We start from the raw sequence: 16,622 nt of genomic DNA on the forward strand, positions 1-16,622 counted from the left end.
AGACGTATGTCGAATGCGAAGGTACTGCCGCTCCTGGAGCCCGAGGCCGTCGCGCCCTGCTGCCCCCCGCTGAACGAGCGCCCCATGTCAGCGGACGAGGCAGAGGTCGCGGCGAAGATGTTCAAGGCCCTCGGCGACCCCGTCCGCCTGCGCCTGTTCTCCGCCGTCGCCTCCCACGAGGGCGGCGAGGCCTGCGTGTGCGACATCTCCGACGTCGGCGTCTCCCAGCCCACCGTCTCCCACCACCTCAAGAAGCTCAAGGAAGCCGGACTGCTGTCCTCCGAGCGGCGCGGCACGTGGGTGTACTACCGGGTCGAGCCGTCCGTGCTCGCCGCCATGGGCGCGCTGCTGGCCGGCGCCGCGAAGGCCGCGTGACCGGCGTGCGGGTCAAGACGCTGCTGCCCCAGCACGCCGAGCAGGTGCTGGCCATCTACCAGGCGGGGATCGACGAGGGCAACGCGACCTTCGAGACGCAGGCCCCGGAGTGGGCCGCGTTCGACAAGGCCAGGCTCCCCGGCCACCGCTTCGTCGCCCTCGACGACGACGGCGGCCGGGTGCTGGGCTGGGTCGCGGCGAGCGCGGTCTCCGACCGGTGTGCGTACGCGGGCGTGGTCGAGCACTCCGTCTACGTCCACCCCGACGCCCGCGGCCGTGGTGTCGCCGGGCGCCTCCTGGCGGCCCTGGTGGAGTCGACCGAGGCGGCGGGGATCTGGACGATCCAGTCCGGGATCTTCCCCGAGAACACCGCCAGCCTCGCTGTCCACGCGCGGGCGGGATTCCGGGTGATCGGCACCCGTGAGCGCATCGGCCGACACCTCGGGGTGTGGCGTGATGTAGTGCTGCTGGAGCGCCGCAGCCCGCAGATCAGCTGACCGTCTCGGCCGCGTAGAGGGCCCCGACGCCGACGGCCAGCATGCCCAGGAGCAGGCGCAGCGCCTTGTCCGGGAGGTAGGGCTGGAGGCGGGCGCCGAGGTAACCGCCGATGAGGCCGCCCAGGCCGCAGGCCAGACCGAGGAACCAGTGGGGCGCGATGCTGCCGGATCCGCCCAGCGCGAGCAGCGCGTACGTGGCGGCGCCGACCACGGAGGTGGCGAAGGTCGCGGCCAGGGCCGCGGGCGCGACCTTCGCCACCGGCATGCCGCGGCCGACGAGTACCGGCCCGAGGAGCGAGCCGCCGCCGATGCCGTAGATCCCGCCCACGATGCCCACGATCACGGCGAGGCCGGTCACCGCGCGCGGCGGCGGCCCGGCCTCGCCGGACCTCCTCGGCCGCCGCGGCGGCAGGAGCGTGCGGGTGATCAGCCACAGGCCCAGAGGCAGCAGGAAGACGGCCACCAAGGCCTTGAAGACGGCCGGGCCGGGGATGGCGAACACGCGGATGACCGCGCCGATGACGACCCCGGGCAGAGTGCCGAGCACCAGGCGGCGTACGAGCGGGCCGTGCAGCGCGCCGCTTCGGCGGTAGCGCAGGAGCGCGCCGGGGCCGGCGACGACGTTGTAGAGGAGATTGGTCGGGGTGACCGCCGGGCTGGGCACGGCGAACACGCTCAGCTGCACCGGCAGCAGGAACACCGCGCCCGAGACGCCCACCGGCGCGGTGACGACGGCTATCCACAGGCCCGCGGCAAAACCCGCCAGCCCCGCCCCCCAGTCCACGTGCGTCAGCCTCGGTCGATGGGGCTGGTGGACCTCACCCGCGCGGTGACCCGTACGCCGGGCCCGTCGGCCATGCGTCCCCTGCCTTCGCGCCGGGTGGGGAACCGGTCGGCGTCCGCCCATCGGCGCGCAGTGTCGGTGCTCACGCCGAGCAGGTCGGCCGCCTGGCCGATGGTGTAGGTCTCCATGCGCTCACCCTAAGGGGGCCCCGCCACACGCTCGTCCGGGCCGAAACCAGCTCAGGCGCGGAGGAGTTCGGCGATTTCGCGGGCGGCGTCGCGCGCCGGGCGGCCCACCCCGATGAGGGTGGCGGAGGCCGGGCCGGTCCAGTCGCCGTAGCCGAGGAGGTGCAGGCGCGGTTCGTCCACGGCCCGGGTGCCGGTGGTGGCGATATGCCCACGGGTGCCGCGCAGGCGCAGGGCCGCGAGGTGGGCGAGTGCGGGGCGGAAGCCGGTGCACCAGATGATCGCGTCGACTTCCGCGGCAGTACCGTCAAACCCCTCCACGCCGGTGGTGGTGAGTCGGCTGAACATCGGCTTCGCGGTCAGGAGTCCGGCGTCGCGGGCAGCGCGGACGGGCGGCACGGCGACGATGTCGCCGAGGGAGGCGACGCCGCCGGTGTCGGTGCGGCCCTCGTCGAGGGCGCGGCGCCGGGCGGTGGCGTGGTCGAAGAGGGCGCGGCCGTCGATGGCGTCGGCCAGGTAGCGGGGCGGCCGCCGGGTGACCCAGGTCAGGCCGATTCCGGCGTGGGCGAGGTCGGCAGCGATCTGGGCGCCGGAGTTACCGCCTCCTACGACGACTACCCGCTGTCCTACGAACTGTGCGGGGCTCTGGTACTGGACGGTGTGGAGCCGGCGGCCGGTGTACTCGCGGCGGCCGGGGACTGCCGGGAGGAAGGGGCGGGTCCAGGTGCCGGTGGCGCTGACGACCGCGCGGGCCCGCCAGTCGCCGCTGGCCGTCGCGACGCGCAGGAAGGCGCCGTCGCGGTGGACCGCTTCCACCCGCACCCCGCGCTGCACGGGCAGGTCGTACCGCTTCTCGTAGTCGGCGAGGTAGTCGACGACATGTTGCGCGTCGGGGTAGGTCTGGCCGGGCTGGACCGGCATGAGCCGCCCGGGCAGGGACGAGTACTGCGCCGGGGAGAACAGGCGCAGGGAGTCCCAGGCGTGCTGCCAGGCTCCGCCGGGCGCCGTCCGGGCGTCGAGGATGACGTGCTCGATGCCCAGGCGGCGCAGGTGGTAGCCGGCGGCGAGCCCGGACTGGCCGCCGCCGATCACCACCACATCCGTGCGCTGCGTCATGCGGCGGGCTGGTCCAGTTCGGTCTTGCCGCGCATGAAGATGACCGCCACCAGGGCCAGGCCCACGACCGCGCCGATCAGCTGCATGGCGATGAAGCCGGCGACCGAAGCCGGGGCGATGCCCGCGAAGGTGTCCGTGAAGGCACGGCCGATCGTGACGGCGGGGTTGGCGAAGGAGGTGGAGGAGGTGAACCAGTACGCGGCGCCGATGTACGAGGCAACGGCCACCGGCGCGAAGCGCAGCCGGTCCGACTTCGCCAGGCCGAAGATCAGCAGGATCAGGCCCGCGGTGGCGACGACCTCGCCGAGCAGGAGGTTGCCGGCGGAGCGGTCGTGGGTGGACCACTTCACCAGCGGCTCGCCGAACATCGCGTCCGCCAGGATCGCGCCTGCGATGGCGCCGGCGATCTGCGCGGGTACGTAGACGGCGAGTTCGCGGGCGGTGACGCCGGCGCCGCCGCGGCGGGCGGTCCACCACTCGGCCAGGGTGACGGCGGGGTTGAAGTGGGCGCCGGAGACCGGGCCGAGGAGGGTGATCAGGACGCCGAGGCCGAAGACGGTGGCGGTGGAGTTGGCCAGCAGTTGGAGGGCGACGTCGTCGGTGAGCTCGGTGGCCTGGATGCCGGAGCCGACCACGACCGCGACCAGGGCGGCGGTGCCGACCAGCTCGGCGGCCGCGCGGGCGATCAGCGGGGTACGGGGCGGGGTCGCGCCGGGCGCGGGCTGCGGCACCATGTCGGCAACTATGGCGTCGCTCGCGGCGGGCTCGGTGGCGGTCACGGCAGGTTCTCCTCGGGCAGGTGAGGCAGGCGGACAAGGCCGGGAGGGCCTATGGGCAGGACCGCTTGAGGTTCGCTTCGGCGGTGGCTCGCGCGGTCTGGGCGAGGTCGGCGAACTGACCGGCGAGGGCTTCGACGACTTCCGGGCGCAGGCGGTAGTAGATGTACCTCCCGCATGGCTCCGTATCCACGACCCCGGCCTCGCGCAGCACCTTCAGGTGGTTGGAGAGGTTCGTCTGCTTGGCACCCGTCTCCTCCACGAGGTGGGTGGTGCAAAGCGTCTCGCGGGCGAGGAGGGTCACGATCTGGAGCCTGAGCGGGTCGGCCAGAACCCGGATCAGATCAGTGTCGACTGACGTCATCATGGGCTGATACTGTCACATCAGTTGGAGCTGACACCAGCCTGAGCTGATCCCATTGGCTCCTCTGAACGGGAACGCCATGCCATCGCCTTCCTCGCCCCTCCCGCCGGACGAACGCCTGGCCGCCGGGGCCGCCCGTCTCGCCACCGATCCCAGACGGCCGCCGCCCTCCTGGCCCGCCGGGCAGGCGAGAGGGTGACGATCTCCTCCGCGGGCACCGAGCCCGCCGACGAGGTGGCGACGGAACGCCGATCGCCGTCGTCCGCGACATCCGCGACGCCATCGACGCCCGCATCACCGAGCTCCGCACCCAGCTCGCCCCCTGAAGCCCCACACATCCCCACCGCAGTCGCCTCACCCCAAGGAAGAACATGCCCTCCGCTCCTGCCGCCTCCGTCCTGTTCGTCTGCATCCACAACGCGGGCCGTTCCCAGATGGCGGCCGGGTTCCTGCGCCACCTCGCCGGCGACCGCGTCGAGGTCCGCTCCGCCGGCTCCATGCCCGGCGAGCAGATCAACCCCTCCGCGGTCGCCGCCATGGCCGAGCTGGGCATCGACATCTCCGACCAGAAGCCGAAGGTCCTCACCCCCGAGGCCGCTCAGGCCTCCGACTACATCATCACCATGGGCTGCGGCGACGCCTGCCCGTACTTTCCCGGCAAGACCTACCTCGACTGGCAGCTCGAGGACCCGGCCGGCCAGGGCGTCGAGGCCGTCCGCCCCATCCGCGACGAGATCAAGGGCCTCATCGAGGGCCTGATCGCCGAGATCGACGCCAAGTCGAAGGCCTGAGGCACCCCCGGACGACCCCGGCCGACGACGTACGCGACTTCTTGTCAGGCGCGGTCGGTGCGACCCGCTGGTACGCGTCAGCCGGCGCGAAGACCGACCGCCAGCGTCAGCTCGAGGACCCGGTGCGGCGATGCGAGATCCGGAAACAGCTCCCGCAGCTGCGACATCCGGTACCGGACGGTCTGGGGATGGACGAACAACGCCGCCGCCACCTCGTCCCGCCTGCCCTGGTGCAGCAGCCACTCCCGCAACGTCTCCTCCAGCCGCCGTGCGGTCGCGACGGGCAGGGTCCGCAAAGGTGCGAGGGCTCGGGCGCGCAGGTCCGCGAACGCGTCCACGTCGGCGCTCAGCACCAGCTCGGGCAGGTGCTCCTCGGTGTCGCGGATGTCGGAGGAGAGGGAGCGCGCGCGTGCGGCTCGTGCGTACGAGGCGGACGCACGGGTCCATGGCCTGGCGGGACCGGCCACGGCGGTGCGGTCGGTCAGCTGCCGCAGGAGATGTGACCGGTCGGCATCGGGGACGAGCAGCACGCCGAGGGCGTCCGGCAGATCGTCGAGGACGAGGGTGCCCGGGTCGAGCGCGCGATAGGCGGGCCGGGCCTGGGCGGCGGGCAGCAGGACCGCGGTCAGCGAAACGGGAGGCTGCCACCCGGCCCGTTGCGCGGAGGCCAGCAGCACGTCCGGGCTCTCGCCGGCCAGGAGGTCACGGGCCAGGTGTTCCAGGTGGCGCTCGTGGTCCCGGCCCCGGGCGGCCAGTTCGTCGGCGTGGCCGGCGGCGCTCGCGGCGGAGAGCTCGTCGATGTAGGCGAAGGTCAGCTCGGCGAACTTGGCGACCTCGGCGGCGGGCAGGCCGGCGGGTACGGCACCCGCTGCCAGGCATCGCCAGGCCACGCGGGCGCCGACGCGGTAGGCGCTGAGCAGGGCGTCCATCGAACGGCCGTCGCGCACCTCGCCGCGGCCCAGCTCGTAGGCCGCGTCACTGGCGTCGCCGCCCGTGGCATTTCCGCTCGCGCGGTCCAGGTAGTGCCCCAGGGCGGTGCGGACGGCTCGCCGGATGGTGACGCCCATGCGGCCCGAAAGGGCGTTGGCGTAGGGCGGGACCTCGTCGAGGATCGCCTGGACGATCTCGTCGGCGGTGGTCCTCAGCGCGGCCCGGAGTGCGGTGACCGTTGTCCGATCCAGGGCCAGTTCGGTGACCCTCCGAATGGGATGGCTCATGTTTTATTCCCTGCGAACAATTCGGTCGGCCAGATTTACGTCTTGCGGTCAGGACTTTACGCCTTGAGGCGCATCAAGCTGGGGTCATGACGAGTGCAGCCCTCCGCAGTAGGGCGTGGAAACTGCTGGAGATGATCACGACGCCGCTGCTGCCGTCGGACTACCTCGACCTGGTCAGCCCGCTGCGTGCGGGCGCCGACCTGCGTGGGCGCATCGAGGCCGTGCACCCCGAGACGGGTGACGCCGCGACCATCGTGATCAGGCCGGGAAGGGGCTGGCGTGGTCACACGGCCGGTCAGTACGTGCGGATCGGGGTCGACGTCGACGGGAGGCGCCTGTGGCGCGCCTACTCCCTCACCTCGCCGACCGACCGCCGGGACGGCCGCGTCACGATCACCGTGAAGGCGATCCCGGACGGCAAGGTCAGCAACCATCTGGTCCGCAGGGCGAAGCCCGGCACGCTGGTCCAGCTCGACCAGGCAACCGGTGACTTCGTGCTGCCGGAGACCAAGCCCGCCAAGGTGCTCTACCTGACGGCCGGCAGCGGCATCACGCCTGTGATGGGCATGCTGCGTGACATCGAGTTCGACGACGCCGTCATGGTCCACTGCGCGCCACAGCCGCAGGACGTGATCTTCCGCAAGGAACTGCACGACCTGGTCGCGGACAAGAAGCTGCGGCTCACCGAGGTGCACACGGACACGGACGGCATGCTCGACATCGCCCGTCTCGGCGAACTGGTACCCGACTGGGCCGAGCGCGAGACCTGGGCCTGCGGGCCCGCGGGCCTGCTCGACGCCGCCGAGGAGTTCTGGAGCGAACACGGCGTCCGAGAGCACCTGCACACCGAACGCTTCCGCCCCGGCATCGTCGTCGCCGGTGACGGCGGCGAGGTCGTGTTCAGCGCCACCGGCAAGACCGTCGACGCGGACGGCGCCACGCCCTTGTTGGACGTCGGCGAGGAGGCCGGCGTGCTCATGCCGTCCGGGTGCCGCATGGGCATCTGCTTCGGCTGCGTCACACCGCTCAAGGCGGGCGCCGTCCGCGACCTGCGCACCGGCGAGATCACCGAGGCCGAGCCGGGCGTCCTCATCCAGACCTGCGTGTCCGCCGCGGCGGGCCCCTGCGACATCGAACGGTAGGAGCACCTTGACCGCCATCGACCCCACCGCCCACCTGACCGCGGAGCAGATCGAGGAGCTCGGCCGCGAGCTGGACGCGATCCGCGACGAGGTGATCGCCAGCCGGGGCGAGAAGGACGCCGCCTACATCCGCAAGGTCATCTCGGCGCAGCGCAAGCTCGAGCTGGTCAGCAGGGGCGTGCTGCTGTTCTCGTTCTTCCCGCCCGCGTGGCTGATCGGCACCGCCGGGCTGTCCGTGGCGAAGATCATGGACAACATGGAGATCGGCCACAACGTCCTGCACGGCCAGTGGGACTGGATGCGGGACCCGAAGATCCACTCCACCACCTGGGAGTGGGATCACGTCTCGCCGTCAGACCAGTGGAAGCACTCGCACAACGAACTGCACCACACGTACACCAACGTGATCGGCAAGGACAACGACCTCGGCTACGGCATCATGCGCGTCGACGAGGACCAGAGGTGGCACCCGTTCCACCTCGGCCAGCCGCTGTGGAACTTCATCAACGCCTGCTTCTTCGAGTACGGCATCGCGGCGTACGACCTGGAGCTCGGCCGGAACCTGAGCAAGCGCCGCCGCAAGAACCCGGAGTTCCGCGCGCGGGCCAAGGCCGTCGGCCGCAAGATCCGCAAGCAGGTGCTCAAGGACTACGTGATCCACCCGCTGCTCTCGGGCCCGTCGTTCCTCACCACGCTCGCCGCCACGTTCACCGCGAACCTGGTCCGCAACCTCTGGTCCCACTCGGTGATCATGTGCGGGCACTTCCCCGAGGGCGTGCAGGTCTTCGAGCGCCGGTCGATCAAGGGCGAGACGCGCGGCCAGTGGTACCTGCGCCAGATGATGGGCTCGGCGAACATCAGCGGCAGCAGGGCCATGCACTTCATGACCGGCAACCTGTCGCACCAGATCGAGCACCACCTGTTTCCGGACCTGCCGAGCAACCGGTACGCCGAGGTCGCGGTGAAGGTGCGCGCGCTGTTCGAGAAGTACGAGCTGGAGTACGTCACCGGGCCGCTGCCGAAGCAGGTGTTCTCCGCGTGGCGCAAGGTCTTCCGGCTCTCGCTGCCGAACAAGAAGCCCAGGACCGGGACGCCGGGCCGCGAGAAGGAGCTCGTCGCGGCCTGATTCCCGGTACCGGTTCAGATCGTGCGGCCGTACCGCCGGCGCGGCCGTGCCGGCGGCGCCGGCCGACGGGATTTCCCCGGCCGGCGGCGTCAGGTGGGCGTGGGGGCGGTTTTGCTCGTCTCGGTGCCGCCTTCGTCCTGGGTCTCCGGCACCGGAGGCTGTGGCGGTGTGGCCGGGGTACGGATCAGCAGAGCGACCAGCACGGCCAGGGCGCCGAGCACGGCGCCGACGCCGAATCCCCACCGGATGCCCACGGCGAGGGCGCCGGTGCTGTCGGCGCCCTCGGCTGCTGCCGTTGCCGCGTGGCCCGACATGACGCTGATGACCAGGGCCGTGCCGGCCGCCGCGGCGACCTGCTGGAGCGAGCCCAGGATGGCGGAGCCGTGGGGGTAGAGGTGCGGCGGCAGTACGGACAGACCCGAGGTGAAGACGGGGGTGAAGACGAACGCCATGCCCGCGCTCAGAGCCACGTGAAGGGCCAGCACCAGCCACGGCGAGGTCCGTTCGGCCGTGAGGGCGAACAGCGCAAGGCAGAGCGCCGTGAGAGCGGCTCCGGGTACGACCAGGCGCGGTGCGCCGAATCGGTCGTACAGCTTGCCGACCTGGGGTCCGAGCAGGCCCATGGTCAGGCCGCCCGGGATGAGGAGCAGCCCGGTCTGCAGCGAGGTCAGGCCGCACACCTCCTGCAGGTATATCGGCAGCAGGATGAAGGCGCCCATGAGGGCCATGAAGGACAGGCACATCAGCCCCAGTGCCATGGAGAAGTGGCGCGACGACAGCGCCCGCAGGTCCAGCAGCGGGGTGGAGGAGCGCTGCAGGGCCAGCTGGCGCCATACGAACAGTCCTACGAGCGCGGCGCCGGCCAGAGTGACGGGCACCGGGGGCAGGGCGGCCTGCGCCGCGTTCTCGGCACCGAGCCCGCTCAGGCCGTACACCAGGGCGCCGAAGCCCGCTGCCGCCAGCGGGACGGACAACCAGTCGATCGGGGCGGCCTGCGGCTCGCCGATGTTGATCAGTTCACGCCGGCCGAACAGGGCCATGGCTCCGGCGACGGGGATCACGGCCAGGAACAGCAGGCGCCATGACCCCAGCTGCAGCAGCACACCGGAGACGGCGGGGCCGAGGGCGGGTGCGACGGAGATGACGAGGGTGATGTTGCCCATGACACGGCCGCGGTCGCGCGGGGGCACGAGGGTCATCAGCGTCGTCATGAGCAGCGGCATCATGACGGCGGTGCCACTGGCCTGGATGACGCGGGCAGCGAGCAGTACGGGGAAGGCGGGCGCGGCCGCGGCCAGAGTCGTGCCGGCGAGGAACAGTGCCATGGCGAGACCGAAGGCGGTCCGGGTCGTCACGCGCTGGAGGAACCATCCGGTCACCGGGATGACGACGGCCATGGTGAGCATGAATGCCGTCGACAGCCACCCTGCGGCGGCTGCGGTGACATCGAACTCGCGCATGAGCCGCGGAATCGCGTTGACCATGATCGTCTCGTTGAGGAGGACGACGAACGTGGACAGCACGAGAATCCGCAGCACGGCGGTGACTCGGTCGGGCGAGAGGGTGGGTGTTTCGTGTGGTGCGGCCATGACGCCTTCCGTCTTGTGAGTGTCCTCCGCGCGTGGCGGTCACACTGACAGACTGCGGCGCCGGGAAGAACTCATCGGTCTTCTCCGATCCTGTCGGTACCGCCGCCCGAGCTCAAACCATTTTGCAGTGCCGGGACGGCCAGGACACGGCTTCCGGGGCAGGCCGACGGGATGTCCGGATCTGACAGAACATGGTCATTGCGGCCCTCGGGGCGGGGCGCCATGATCGGGGCATGCTTTCACCGCACAGGGTCGTCATCGCCGCCTTTCCCGGGGTCGAGCCGCTCAACGTCACGGGGCCGGCCGAGGTGTTCTCGGTCGCCACCCGGGTCGCGGGCGCCGCCCGGCCCGGGTACAGCGTCCGCGTCGCGACCCCCGGGGGTGAGCCGGTGGCCACCGCCGGCGGGATCCGGCTGATGGCCGACCTGACGCTGGACGAGGTGCCCGGCAATGTGGACACCCTCCTGGTCTCGGGTGCGGTCCGGGTCACCGGCCACGGGGTGGAGCCGGTGGTCGACGGCGCAATCGTCGACTGGCTGCGTACGGCGGCACCCGGTGACCACCGGCTGGCCTCCGTCTGTTCGGGCGCGCACCTGCTGGCCGCGGCGGGCCTGCTGGACGGCCTGTCCGCCACCACGCACTGGCGGACGGCCGCGCGGCTGGCCGCCGACCATCCGCAGGTCACCGTCGACCCGGACCCGATCTTCATCCGGGAGGGCCGGCTGTGGACCTGCGCCGGCATCGCCTCGGGGATGGACATGGCACTGGCCATGGTCACCGAGGACCACGGCCCCGAACTCGCCCTGGCCACCGCACGCACGATGGTCATGTACGTCAAACGTGCGGGCGGCCAGAGCCAGTTCAGCGTGCCGCTCGCGCTTCCGGCCGATCCCGGCGACCGGATCGACGACCTGCGCGTATGGATCGGTGATCATCTCGCCGAAGACCTGTCCGCCGACGCTCTGGCCGCGCGGCTGCACCTGAGCGTGCGCCACTTCGCCCGGCTGTTCCGCCGGCGCACCGGGATCACACCGGCCGCCTACGTCGAGTCCGTACGGCTGGAGGCCGCCCGACGGCTGCTCCAGGACAGCAGCCACACCCTGCCCGAGATCGCCGCCCTCAGCGGCCTCGGCTCCGTGGAGAGCCTGCACCGTGTCTTCCGCGGCCGCCTCGGCACCACTCCCGCCGAATACCGGCGCCGCTTCCGCTAGCCCTGTCGCGGAATTTCCGTCCCGACCGCCCGCGGATCACCGTGCGGCGGGGAACAGTCATGCCCGAGGAGAGAACCGTGTCCCGAACCAAGGTCGTCCCGATCCCTGTCATGGGCCGGCACAACATCAACGCGTACCTGCTGCTGGGCCGTCGGCCCGTCATCGTCGACGCGGGAACGCCCGGCAGCGGCCGGAAGATCTACGAGCAGGTCGCCGCCCTCGGTGTCGACCCCGCGGACGTGTCGCTGATCGTCGTCACGCACGGCCACATCGACCACTTCGGATCCGCCGCCGAACTGAGCCGTCTCACCGGGGCGCCGGTCGCGGGGCACGTCGCGGACCTCGGTCCGTTCCGTGCCGGCCGGGCCCGGGAGCCGTACCTGCCCACCGGCCCGATGGGCCGCCTCATGGCCCGGAACAAGCACCTGCACATGCGGGTCGAACCGTTCGAACCCGACGTGCTCGTGACCGGCGAGACCGATCTGGAGGACTTCGGGGTCACCGCACGCATCATGCCGACGCCCGGTCACACCGCGGGATCGGTCTCCGTTCTCACCGACCGGGGAGACCTCGTCGCGGGCGACCTGATCGCCAACTCCTTCTTCGGTCTGGTCGGCGGCCGGCCGGCCAATCCGCCTTTCCATGACGACCCCCTGCTCAACCTGGCCAGTCTGCGCAGGATGCTCGCGCTGAACCCCACCCGCCTCCACGTCGGCCACGGCACCCCTCTCGAACCCGACCGGGTCCGGCGCTGGGCCTCCCGGGAACACCGGCGGCTGTCCCGCCTCGAAGCAGCCGGCCGTATCCGTGCCCGTACGGCGGACGCAACAACCTGACAGTGTTCATCGGCCGGCGAACCCGGATCCTTCGAGGGCACGCTGCGGGCCCGGACCGCCCGGACCGCCCGGAGCGATGATCTGTCGCCCCGTCATGTGAGACGTGCGGGTGGGGTCTGATGTACTTCGGTCGTCCGGCGGAGAGCAATGCGGAAAGACATGAGGCTGCGATGAGTGAACCGACGAGGCCTGTCATCGAGCGTCCGGAGGGGGACGCTCCCGAGGAGCTGACGGTCCGCGACCTCGTGGTGGGGGACGGGCCCGAGGCGAAGCCGGGCAGGGTCGTCCGGGTCCACTATGTCGGGGTCACCTTCGCGTCCGGGCGGGAGTTCGACGCCTCCTGGGACCGGGGCGAGCCGTTCAAGTTCGCCGTGGGCGGCGGCAGGGTCATCAAGGGCTGGGACCGGGGCATCCGGGGGATGAAGGTCGGCGGCCGGCGCGAGATCATCGTGCCCCCGCGCCTCGGCTACGGCAAGCAGTCCCCCTCGCCGTTGATCCCGGCGGGTTCCACCCTCGTCTTCGTGGTCGACCTCCTCTCCGTGGTCTGAGAAGGGCCCTCACGACCGTTCTGACCGTGGGTGGTTCCGGTTCCGGAGCGCGGCTGCGGTGTCAGTCGGCTGAAGTATTCTTCCGGCCACCGCACACCGACTCGGAGGACCCAGAGAATTGACCGGCCTGTCTGCTTTCCCGCTGCCCTTTCACGCTTCCCGTTCCATAGCGTTCGCGACACCCCGGACGCTGCGGGAACTCGAGATGATCGAGTGCAGCGCACACATTCGGGCGAAGCCGGGGTGGTTCGAGAAGATGAACGATGCCGGCATCGTCGCCAAGTGGACGCAGGAGGCGGTCGCCCAGGGCCTCACCGAGGCGCAGGTCCGGTACGTGCTGGCCGAACTCGCGCACTACGCCGCGCTGCGGGACGAGCGGACCGGCATCGAGGTGTCGGCCGTCGACGGAGTCTGGCAGTCGGACACGCTGGTCGACGACAAGCTCCGGTCCCGGCTGCGCGAGGCGGTCCGGGTCCTGGAGGACGTCCCCGAAGCCGAGCAGGACTGGCACCCCGGATCGGACGGCCAGGTGCTGGATCTGGTGCATCCGTCGATGTTCTGCCTGGTGAAGGAGGCGAGCGGCGCCCCTGAGGAGGCCTGGCGGAATCCGACCGACCGCTACTCGAAGTACGAGTTCTCGGAGAAGTTCCAGTGGCTGCCCACGGACGTCGACGTCAGTGAGGACGGCGATGTCGCCTTCCGCTCCTACGTCAACAACGTCCACCCCGAGACGCACCACGAGCTGGTCGCCGTCCTGCCGGACCTGTTCGGGCGGATGCTGCCGCTGTGGGAGAACGTGCTCACCGATCTGCGTCATCCCCGGCCCCTGCGGATCGAGGCCGACCCGTACGGGTGGTACGAGCCCAGGCCGACGTACCCGAGGAAGTCCGACTACAGCGATCCCGAGGCCCACAGGGCGGCCATGCGCGAGTGGGACGAGGCGTACGACGCATGGCGGGAGAACCGCAGCCCGGTCGTCCCCGATGCCCCCGACTTCACCCCGCCCGGGTCGCCCGAGGCCTCCGCCCGGGTCGGCCTGCGCGGCCGCCGTCTGCAGGTCATCGTCAAGCTCGCCACCATCCACCTGACGCCGGAGAAGCCCGAGTACGCCGGCGGTTCCTGGCACGTCGAGGGGATGCTCAACGAGCGGATCGTCTCGACGGGGATCTACTACTGGGACAGCGAGAACATCACCGACAGCAGCCTGAGCTTCCGGGCGGCGCTCGACGACCCGGACTACGAGCAGAACGACGACGACGGGCTGCGTGAGGTCTACGGCCTGGAGAACGAGGACTCGCTGAACCAGCTCCTGGGATCGGCGCCGACCCCGGCGGGCCGCTGCCTGGCGTTCCCGAACATCCTGCAGCACCGCGTCGGCTCGTTCCGCCTCGCGGACGCCACCCGCCCAGGGCACCGCAAGATCCTCGCGTTCTTCCTGGTCGACCCCTCGGAGACGATCGTTTCCACCTCCGACGTGCCGCCGCAGCAGCCGTGGGCCGAGACCACGACCATGACGCTCGCTCAGGCGCAGGAGTTCCGCGAACAGCTCATGCAGGAACGCAAGTTCTTCGTCGACGAGCACAACGAGCAGCTCTACGAACGGGAGTTCTCCCTCTGTGAGCACTGAATGACGCGGCGGGGCGGGGGCGGCATCGCCCCCGCCCCCGTCCGCTGACGGTCAGGTACAGGCCGGTCGGAGGTCAGGCGGCGGGTTTCGTGAGGAACCGGTCGATCGCCTGGGCGACTTCGGGGTGGGCGAGGTATTCCTCGATGCTGTGGGCCCGGTCGCTCGCGTTCACCACCGCGTGTTCCTCGGTCAGCTTGCCCCAGACGCGCTCCAGCGGGCAGCCGATGGCCACCGCGTCGGTCGGGCACCAGGCGTTGACCCACTCGGTGACCGTACCGGGGCGGTTCGTTCCCGGCGGGGCGAGCCTGCTGGTCACCGCGTTCATCCCCAGGGGACTGCCCGCCGTGACGAGAAGGGTGACCTTCATACCGGGGAGGAGCCGGTTGGCGACGAGGTCCATGCCGACCACCGTGCCGAGGCTGTGGGTCACCAGGACCAGTTCGCCCTCGTGCGGGATCTCTTCGAGCACCCGGTCCAGGACTTCCTTGCGGACCCTCGGGTCACCGAGGTAGGCGTCCACGTCGCGGAAGATCGTCGCAATGGCCAGCGCGTCCACGTCGGTCTTGGCCGACAGCCAGCTCAGGGCGCCCTGGAGGGATCCGATGAGCGCGCTGCCGATGTTCTCGGCGGCGTCCTGTCCGTTCGGCGGCATGCCGGCCAGGACCGCCGCCTCCATGACCAGCTGCTCGTACGTCCCCTCCGCCGACCGGGCGGCGAAGGCCTCCAGCGCCGCCGCGGCGGGCGCGTCGGCGTAGGAGGCGGGAAGCGCCTCGTGCTGCCCGATGACTTCGACGATCCGGTCGCCGTAGAACGGGAACCAGACGTGCTCCGGGTCGACGGTACGGAGCCCGGCGCGGGTGAGGCCGTGGTTGAGTCCCCCCGTCCAGCCGCGGCGGAGCAGCTCGGGGTCCTTGCCCTGCTGGCTGCGGCCGTGCAGGAACACCAGGTGCCGTTGGCCCGCGCCCCAGAGCGCGTTCGGCGCGCCCTTCAGACCGCGGACACCGCCGGCCGCGGGGGCCGTCGCCGCCTCCTGCGGCGCGGGAGCGGACACGGGTGCCGGGGACGGGGCCACGGCCGGTGCGACGGGGACGGCCGGGGCCGCGGTTGCGGCGGTTGCGGCGGCTGCGGCGGGAACGGCCGGTGCGACCGGTGCGACCGGTGTCTCCACCGGACCGGCGACGGCATCCTGCCGGAGCCCGGACTCCGGGCCCATCTCCGCCAGCAGCGCACGCCGCCCGGGGTCCAGCGGCAACGCGGCGAGGTGCTTGAGGACCGAGCTGATGCGGGCGCCCTCGTTCGAGACGTAGTCGACGGTGTCGTCGCTGTCGATGCCCCTGCGCCACAGCTGGCCGTCCTTGCGCAGGATGCGGCCCTGGGCGTCCGTGTTCGGCACGCCCATGTGGTGCAGCGCCACCACCTCCCACTGGTCGTTGTAGACCGGGGAGCCGGAATTGCCGGGCTCGGTGTCGGTCCGGTAGTGGAGGAAGTCGTCCAGCCGCTGCACGAGGGCGTTGTCGCGGAGCGCGATCTCCTTGAGCCGGCCCATCGGGTGGCCGATGACGTTGACCGGCTCGTTCTGGACCAGTTTGCCTTGCTGGATGCTCAGCCGGTTCCAGCCGAACCGCTCGCCGGCGAGGCTGCCGTCGGCGGCGGGAGTGACCGCGACCAGCGCGTAGTCGAGATGGCTGTCCGCCGCGAAGAACGTGTCGGGGTCGAGCGCGAACCGGATCGCGGCGTCGGGGGCGTTGTCGATGGTCACCTGGGCGTTGAACTCCAGGAAGCAGCGGCGTGCCGTCGCCGCGTCCGGCAGCACGTGGTGGTTGGTGAGCAGCAGCCGGGGGGAAACCAGGAAGCCGGTTCCTTGGGGCCGTTCGAGGCCGCCCCGGAGGATCGAGATCCGGGCGACGGTGGCGGCCGCGCGGGCACCCCGGGGCAGGAAGCTCCAGGGCTGGAGGTCCTTGGTGAGGCCGATGACCCGCTCCAGGGTCTCGGGCACGTCCAGCGCCTCCGCGTGGACGCTGTCCACGGCGGCCGTCGGAGGCACCCCGCCCCGTTCGAGCAGCCGGTTGGCCCGGGAGGCGATCCGCTCCGGGGTGTCCGGGTAGCGCACGCCCGCCGCGAGCTGCTTCTCGATCTCCTTCCGTTCCGCGGCCGCCTCTCGGTACCGCCGCGCCGCCGCGGCCTGCTGGTCCTGCTCTTCCGGGGATTCGCTGGATGGGAGCATGTGCCTCACCGTTCCTGTTGCCGTGGGTCTGCCGACGCCTTCCAGAAGGCGCACACGCTCCTCGTGCCGCAACAACAGCGGGTCCGGTCACGACTCCAACCGGGCGGAGCCGACCGCCCCCGCGGAACCGGCTTCCTGGGGCGATGCTGCGACGCAGAAGATTCCTGGGCGCTGCGCCGGACAGGTGGGCGGGCCCAGTTGCACTGTGGTGCCC

The 16,622-nt window shown here is 71.3% G+C and carries 16 protein-coding genes and 1 pseudogene; 9 read left to right on the forward strand and 8 right to left on the reverse strand.

Annotated features, from left to right (window positions below; translation table 11 throughout):
* Positions 1-6 precede the first annotated feature (6 nt).
* Together NRK68_RS04670 and NRK68_RS04675 are read left to right on the forward strand one after the other, a co-directional pair.
* Positions 7-375: an ArsR/SmtB family transcription factor gene (locus NRK68_RS04670; protein WP_042802299.1), complete on the forward strand. Its 369-nt coding sequence runs from the start codon at positions 7-9 to the stop codon at positions 373-375.
* Positions 372-872, forward strand: a complete 501-nt coding sequence (locus tag NRK68_RS04675; RefSeq protein ID WP_183068088.1) for a GNAT family N-acetyltransferase — start codon at positions 372-374, stop codon at positions 870-872. The genes NRK68_RS04670 and NRK68_RS04675 overlap by 4 nt, the downstream gene beginning before the upstream one ends.
* Here NRK68_RS04675 and NRK68_RS04680 read toward each other — a convergent pair.
* From NRK68_RS04680 to NRK68_RS04700, 5 genes and pseudogenes are all read right to left on the reverse strand, one after another.
* The gene (locus NRK68_RS04680) at positions 865-1,656 is read right to left on the reverse strand and encodes a sulfite exporter TauE/SafE family protein (protein ID WP_257855069.1); all 792 of its coding nucleotides are present in this window, start codon (positions 1,654-1,656) and stop codon (positions 865-867) included. The genes NRK68_RS04675 and NRK68_RS04680 overlap by 8 nt on opposite strands.
* A gap of 62 nt (positions 1,657-1,718) precedes the next feature.
* Positions 1,719-1,844: pseudogene (locus NRK68_RS04685) on the reverse strand (helix-turn-helix domain-containing protein); the annotation flags it as partial.
* Positions 1,845-1,895: 51 nt separating this feature from the next.
* Complete coding sequence (locus NRK68_RS04690) at positions 1,896-2,957, reverse strand: ArsO family NAD(P)H-dependent flavin-containing monooxygenase (RefSeq protein ID WP_257855071.1); 1,062 nt, start codon at positions 2,955-2,957, stop codon at positions 1,896-1,898.
* Entirely contained in the window at positions 2,954-3,736 is a 783-nt protein-coding gene (locus NRK68_RS04695; RefSeq protein WP_257855072.1) for an aquaporin, read from the reverse strand. Before NRK68_RS04695 ends, NRK68_RS04690 begins: the two co-directional genes overlap by 4 nt.
* A 49-nt stretch (positions 3,737-3,785) precedes the next feature.
* Entirely contained in the window at positions 3,786-4,100 is a 315-nt protein-coding gene (locus NRK68_RS04700) for an ArsR/SmtB family transcription factor (RefSeq protein ID WP_183068093.1), read from the reverse strand.
* A 368-nt stretch (positions 4,101-4,468) separates the two neighbouring features.
* Here NRK68_RS04700 and NRK68_RS04705 point away from each other — a divergent pair, with 368 nt between their 5' ends.
* Positions 4,469-4,888 (forward strand): arsenate reductase ArsC, encoded by a 420-nt coding sequence (locus NRK68_RS04705; protein WP_183068094.1) that lies wholly within the window; start codon positions 4,469-4,471, stop codon positions 4,886-4,888.
* Between the two features lie 77 nt (positions 4,889-4,965).
* Here NRK68_RS04705 and NRK68_RS04710 read toward each other — a convergent pair whose 3' ends face one another.
* The gene (locus NRK68_RS04710; RefSeq protein ID WP_257855075.1) at positions 4,966-6,105 is read right to left on the reverse strand and encodes a PucR-like N-terminal domain-containing protein; all 1,140 of its coding nucleotides are present in this window, start codon (positions 6,103-6,105) and stop codon (positions 4,966-4,968) included.
* Between the two features lie 86 nt (positions 6,106-6,191).
* Between NRK68_RS04710 and NRK68_RS04715 the strand changes: the two genes are divergently transcribed.
* Entirely contained in the window at positions 6,192-7,247 is a 1,056-nt protein-coding gene (locus NRK68_RS04715; RefSeq protein ID WP_257855077.1) for a ferredoxin reductase, read from the forward strand.
* A gap of 7 nt (positions 7,248-7,254) precedes the next feature.
* A complete protein-coding gene (locus tag NRK68_RS04720; protein ID WP_183068097.1) occupies positions 7,255-8,373 on the forward strand; it encodes a fatty acid desaturase family protein in 1,119 nt (372 codons plus the stop codon).
* An 89-nt stretch (positions 8,374-8,462) separates the two neighbouring features.
* Here NRK68_RS04720 and NRK68_RS04725 read toward each other — a convergent pair whose 3' ends face one another.
* Positions 8,463-9,962, reverse strand: coding sequence for a DHA2 family efflux MFS transporter permease subunit (locus NRK68_RS04725; protein WP_257855078.1), 1,500 nt, complete (start codon positions 9,960-9,962; stop codon positions 8,463-8,465).
* Positions 9,963-10,195: 233 nt separating this feature from the next.
* On the opposite strand from NRK68_RS04725, the gene NRK68_RS04730 reads away from it, so the two are divergent.
* The 4 genes from NRK68_RS04730 (at position 10,196) to NRK68_RS04745 (ending at position 14,184) form a co-directional block, all read left to right on the forward strand.
* A complete protein-coding gene (locus NRK68_RS04730) occupies positions 10,196-11,173 on the forward strand; it encodes a GlxA family transcriptional regulator (protein WP_257855080.1) in 978 nt (325 codons plus the stop codon).
* A gap of 77 nt (positions 11,174-11,250) precedes the next feature.
* Complete coding sequence (locus NRK68_RS04735; RefSeq protein ID WP_257855081.1) at positions 11,251-12,009, forward strand: MBL fold metallo-hydrolase; 759 nt, start codon at positions 11,251-11,253, stop codon at positions 12,007-12,009.
* Positions 12,010-12,179: 170 nt separating this feature from the next.
* Complete coding sequence (locus NRK68_RS04740) at positions 12,180-12,557, forward strand: FKBP-type peptidyl-prolyl cis-trans isomerase (protein WP_183068101.1); 378 nt, start codon at positions 12,180-12,182, stop codon at positions 12,555-12,557.
* 118 nt (positions 12,558-12,675) lie between these two features.
* Positions 12,676-14,184, forward strand: coding sequence for a DUF4246 domain-containing protein (locus tag NRK68_RS04745; protein WP_183068102.1), 1,509 nt, complete (start codon positions 12,676-12,678; stop codon positions 14,182-14,184).
* A 73-nt stretch (positions 14,185-14,257) separates the two neighbouring features.
* On the opposite strand, the gene NRK68_RS04750 is transcribed toward NRK68_RS04745, so the two are convergent.
* Complete coding sequence (locus NRK68_RS04750; RefSeq protein ID WP_257855083.1) at positions 14,258-16,408, reverse strand: trypsin-like serine peptidase; 2,151 nt, start codon at positions 16,406-16,408, stop codon at positions 14,258-14,260.
* Positions 16,409-16,622 lie beyond the last annotated feature (214 nt).

Origin of the sequence: Streptomyces yangpuensis (assembly GCF_024666385.1) — a bacterium.
Lineage (GTDB): Bacteria > Actinomycetota > Actinomycetes > Streptomycetales > Streptomycetaceae > Streptomyces > Streptomyces yangpuensis.

What these genes read in the sequence shown, in the direction of transcription:
- NRK68_RS04740 (WP_183068101.1), top strand. Translation starts at nt 12,180, where the DNA reads ATGAGTGAACCGACGAGGCCTGTCATCGAGCGTCCGGAGGGGGACGCT.
- NRK68_RS04730 (WP_257855080.1), top strand. Translation starts at nt 10,196, where the DNA reads ATGCTTTCACCGCACAGGGTCGTCATCGCCGCCTTTCCCGGGGTCGAG.
- NRK68_RS04705 (WP_183068094.1), top strand. Translation starts at nt 4,469, where the DNA reads ATGCCCTCCGCTCCTGCCGCCTCCGTCCTGTTCGTCTGCATCCACAAC.
- NRK68_RS04725 (WP_257855078.1), bottom strand. Translation starts at nt 9,962, where the DNA reads ATGGCCGCACCACACGAAACACCCACCCTCTCGCCCGACCGAGTCACC.
- NRK68_RS04750 (WP_257855083.1), bottom strand. Translation starts at nt 16,408, where the DNA reads ATGCTCCCATCCAGCGAATCCCCGGAAGAGCAGGACCAGCAGGCCGCG.
- NRK68_RS04700 (WP_183068093.1), bottom strand. Translation starts at nt 4,100, where the DNA reads ATGATGACGTCAGTCGACACTGATCTGATCCGGGTTCTGGCCGACCCG.
- NRK68_RS04715 (WP_257855077.1), top strand. Translation starts at nt 6,192, where the DNA reads ATGACGAGTGCAGCCCTCCGCAGTAGGGCGTGGAAACTGCTGGAGATG.
- NRK68_RS04670 (WP_042802299.1), top strand. Translation starts at nt 7, where the DNA reads ATGTCGAATGCGAAGGTACTGCCGCTCCTGGAGCCCGAGGCCGTCGCG.
- NRK68_RS04690 (WP_257855071.1), bottom strand. Translation starts at nt 2,957, where the DNA reads ATGACGCAGCGCACGGATGTGGTGGTGATCGGCGGCGGCCAGTCCGGG.
- NRK68_RS04710 (WP_257855075.1), bottom strand. Translation starts at nt 6,105, where the DNA reads ATGAGCCATCCCATTCGGAGGGTCACCGAACTGGCCCTGGATCGGACA.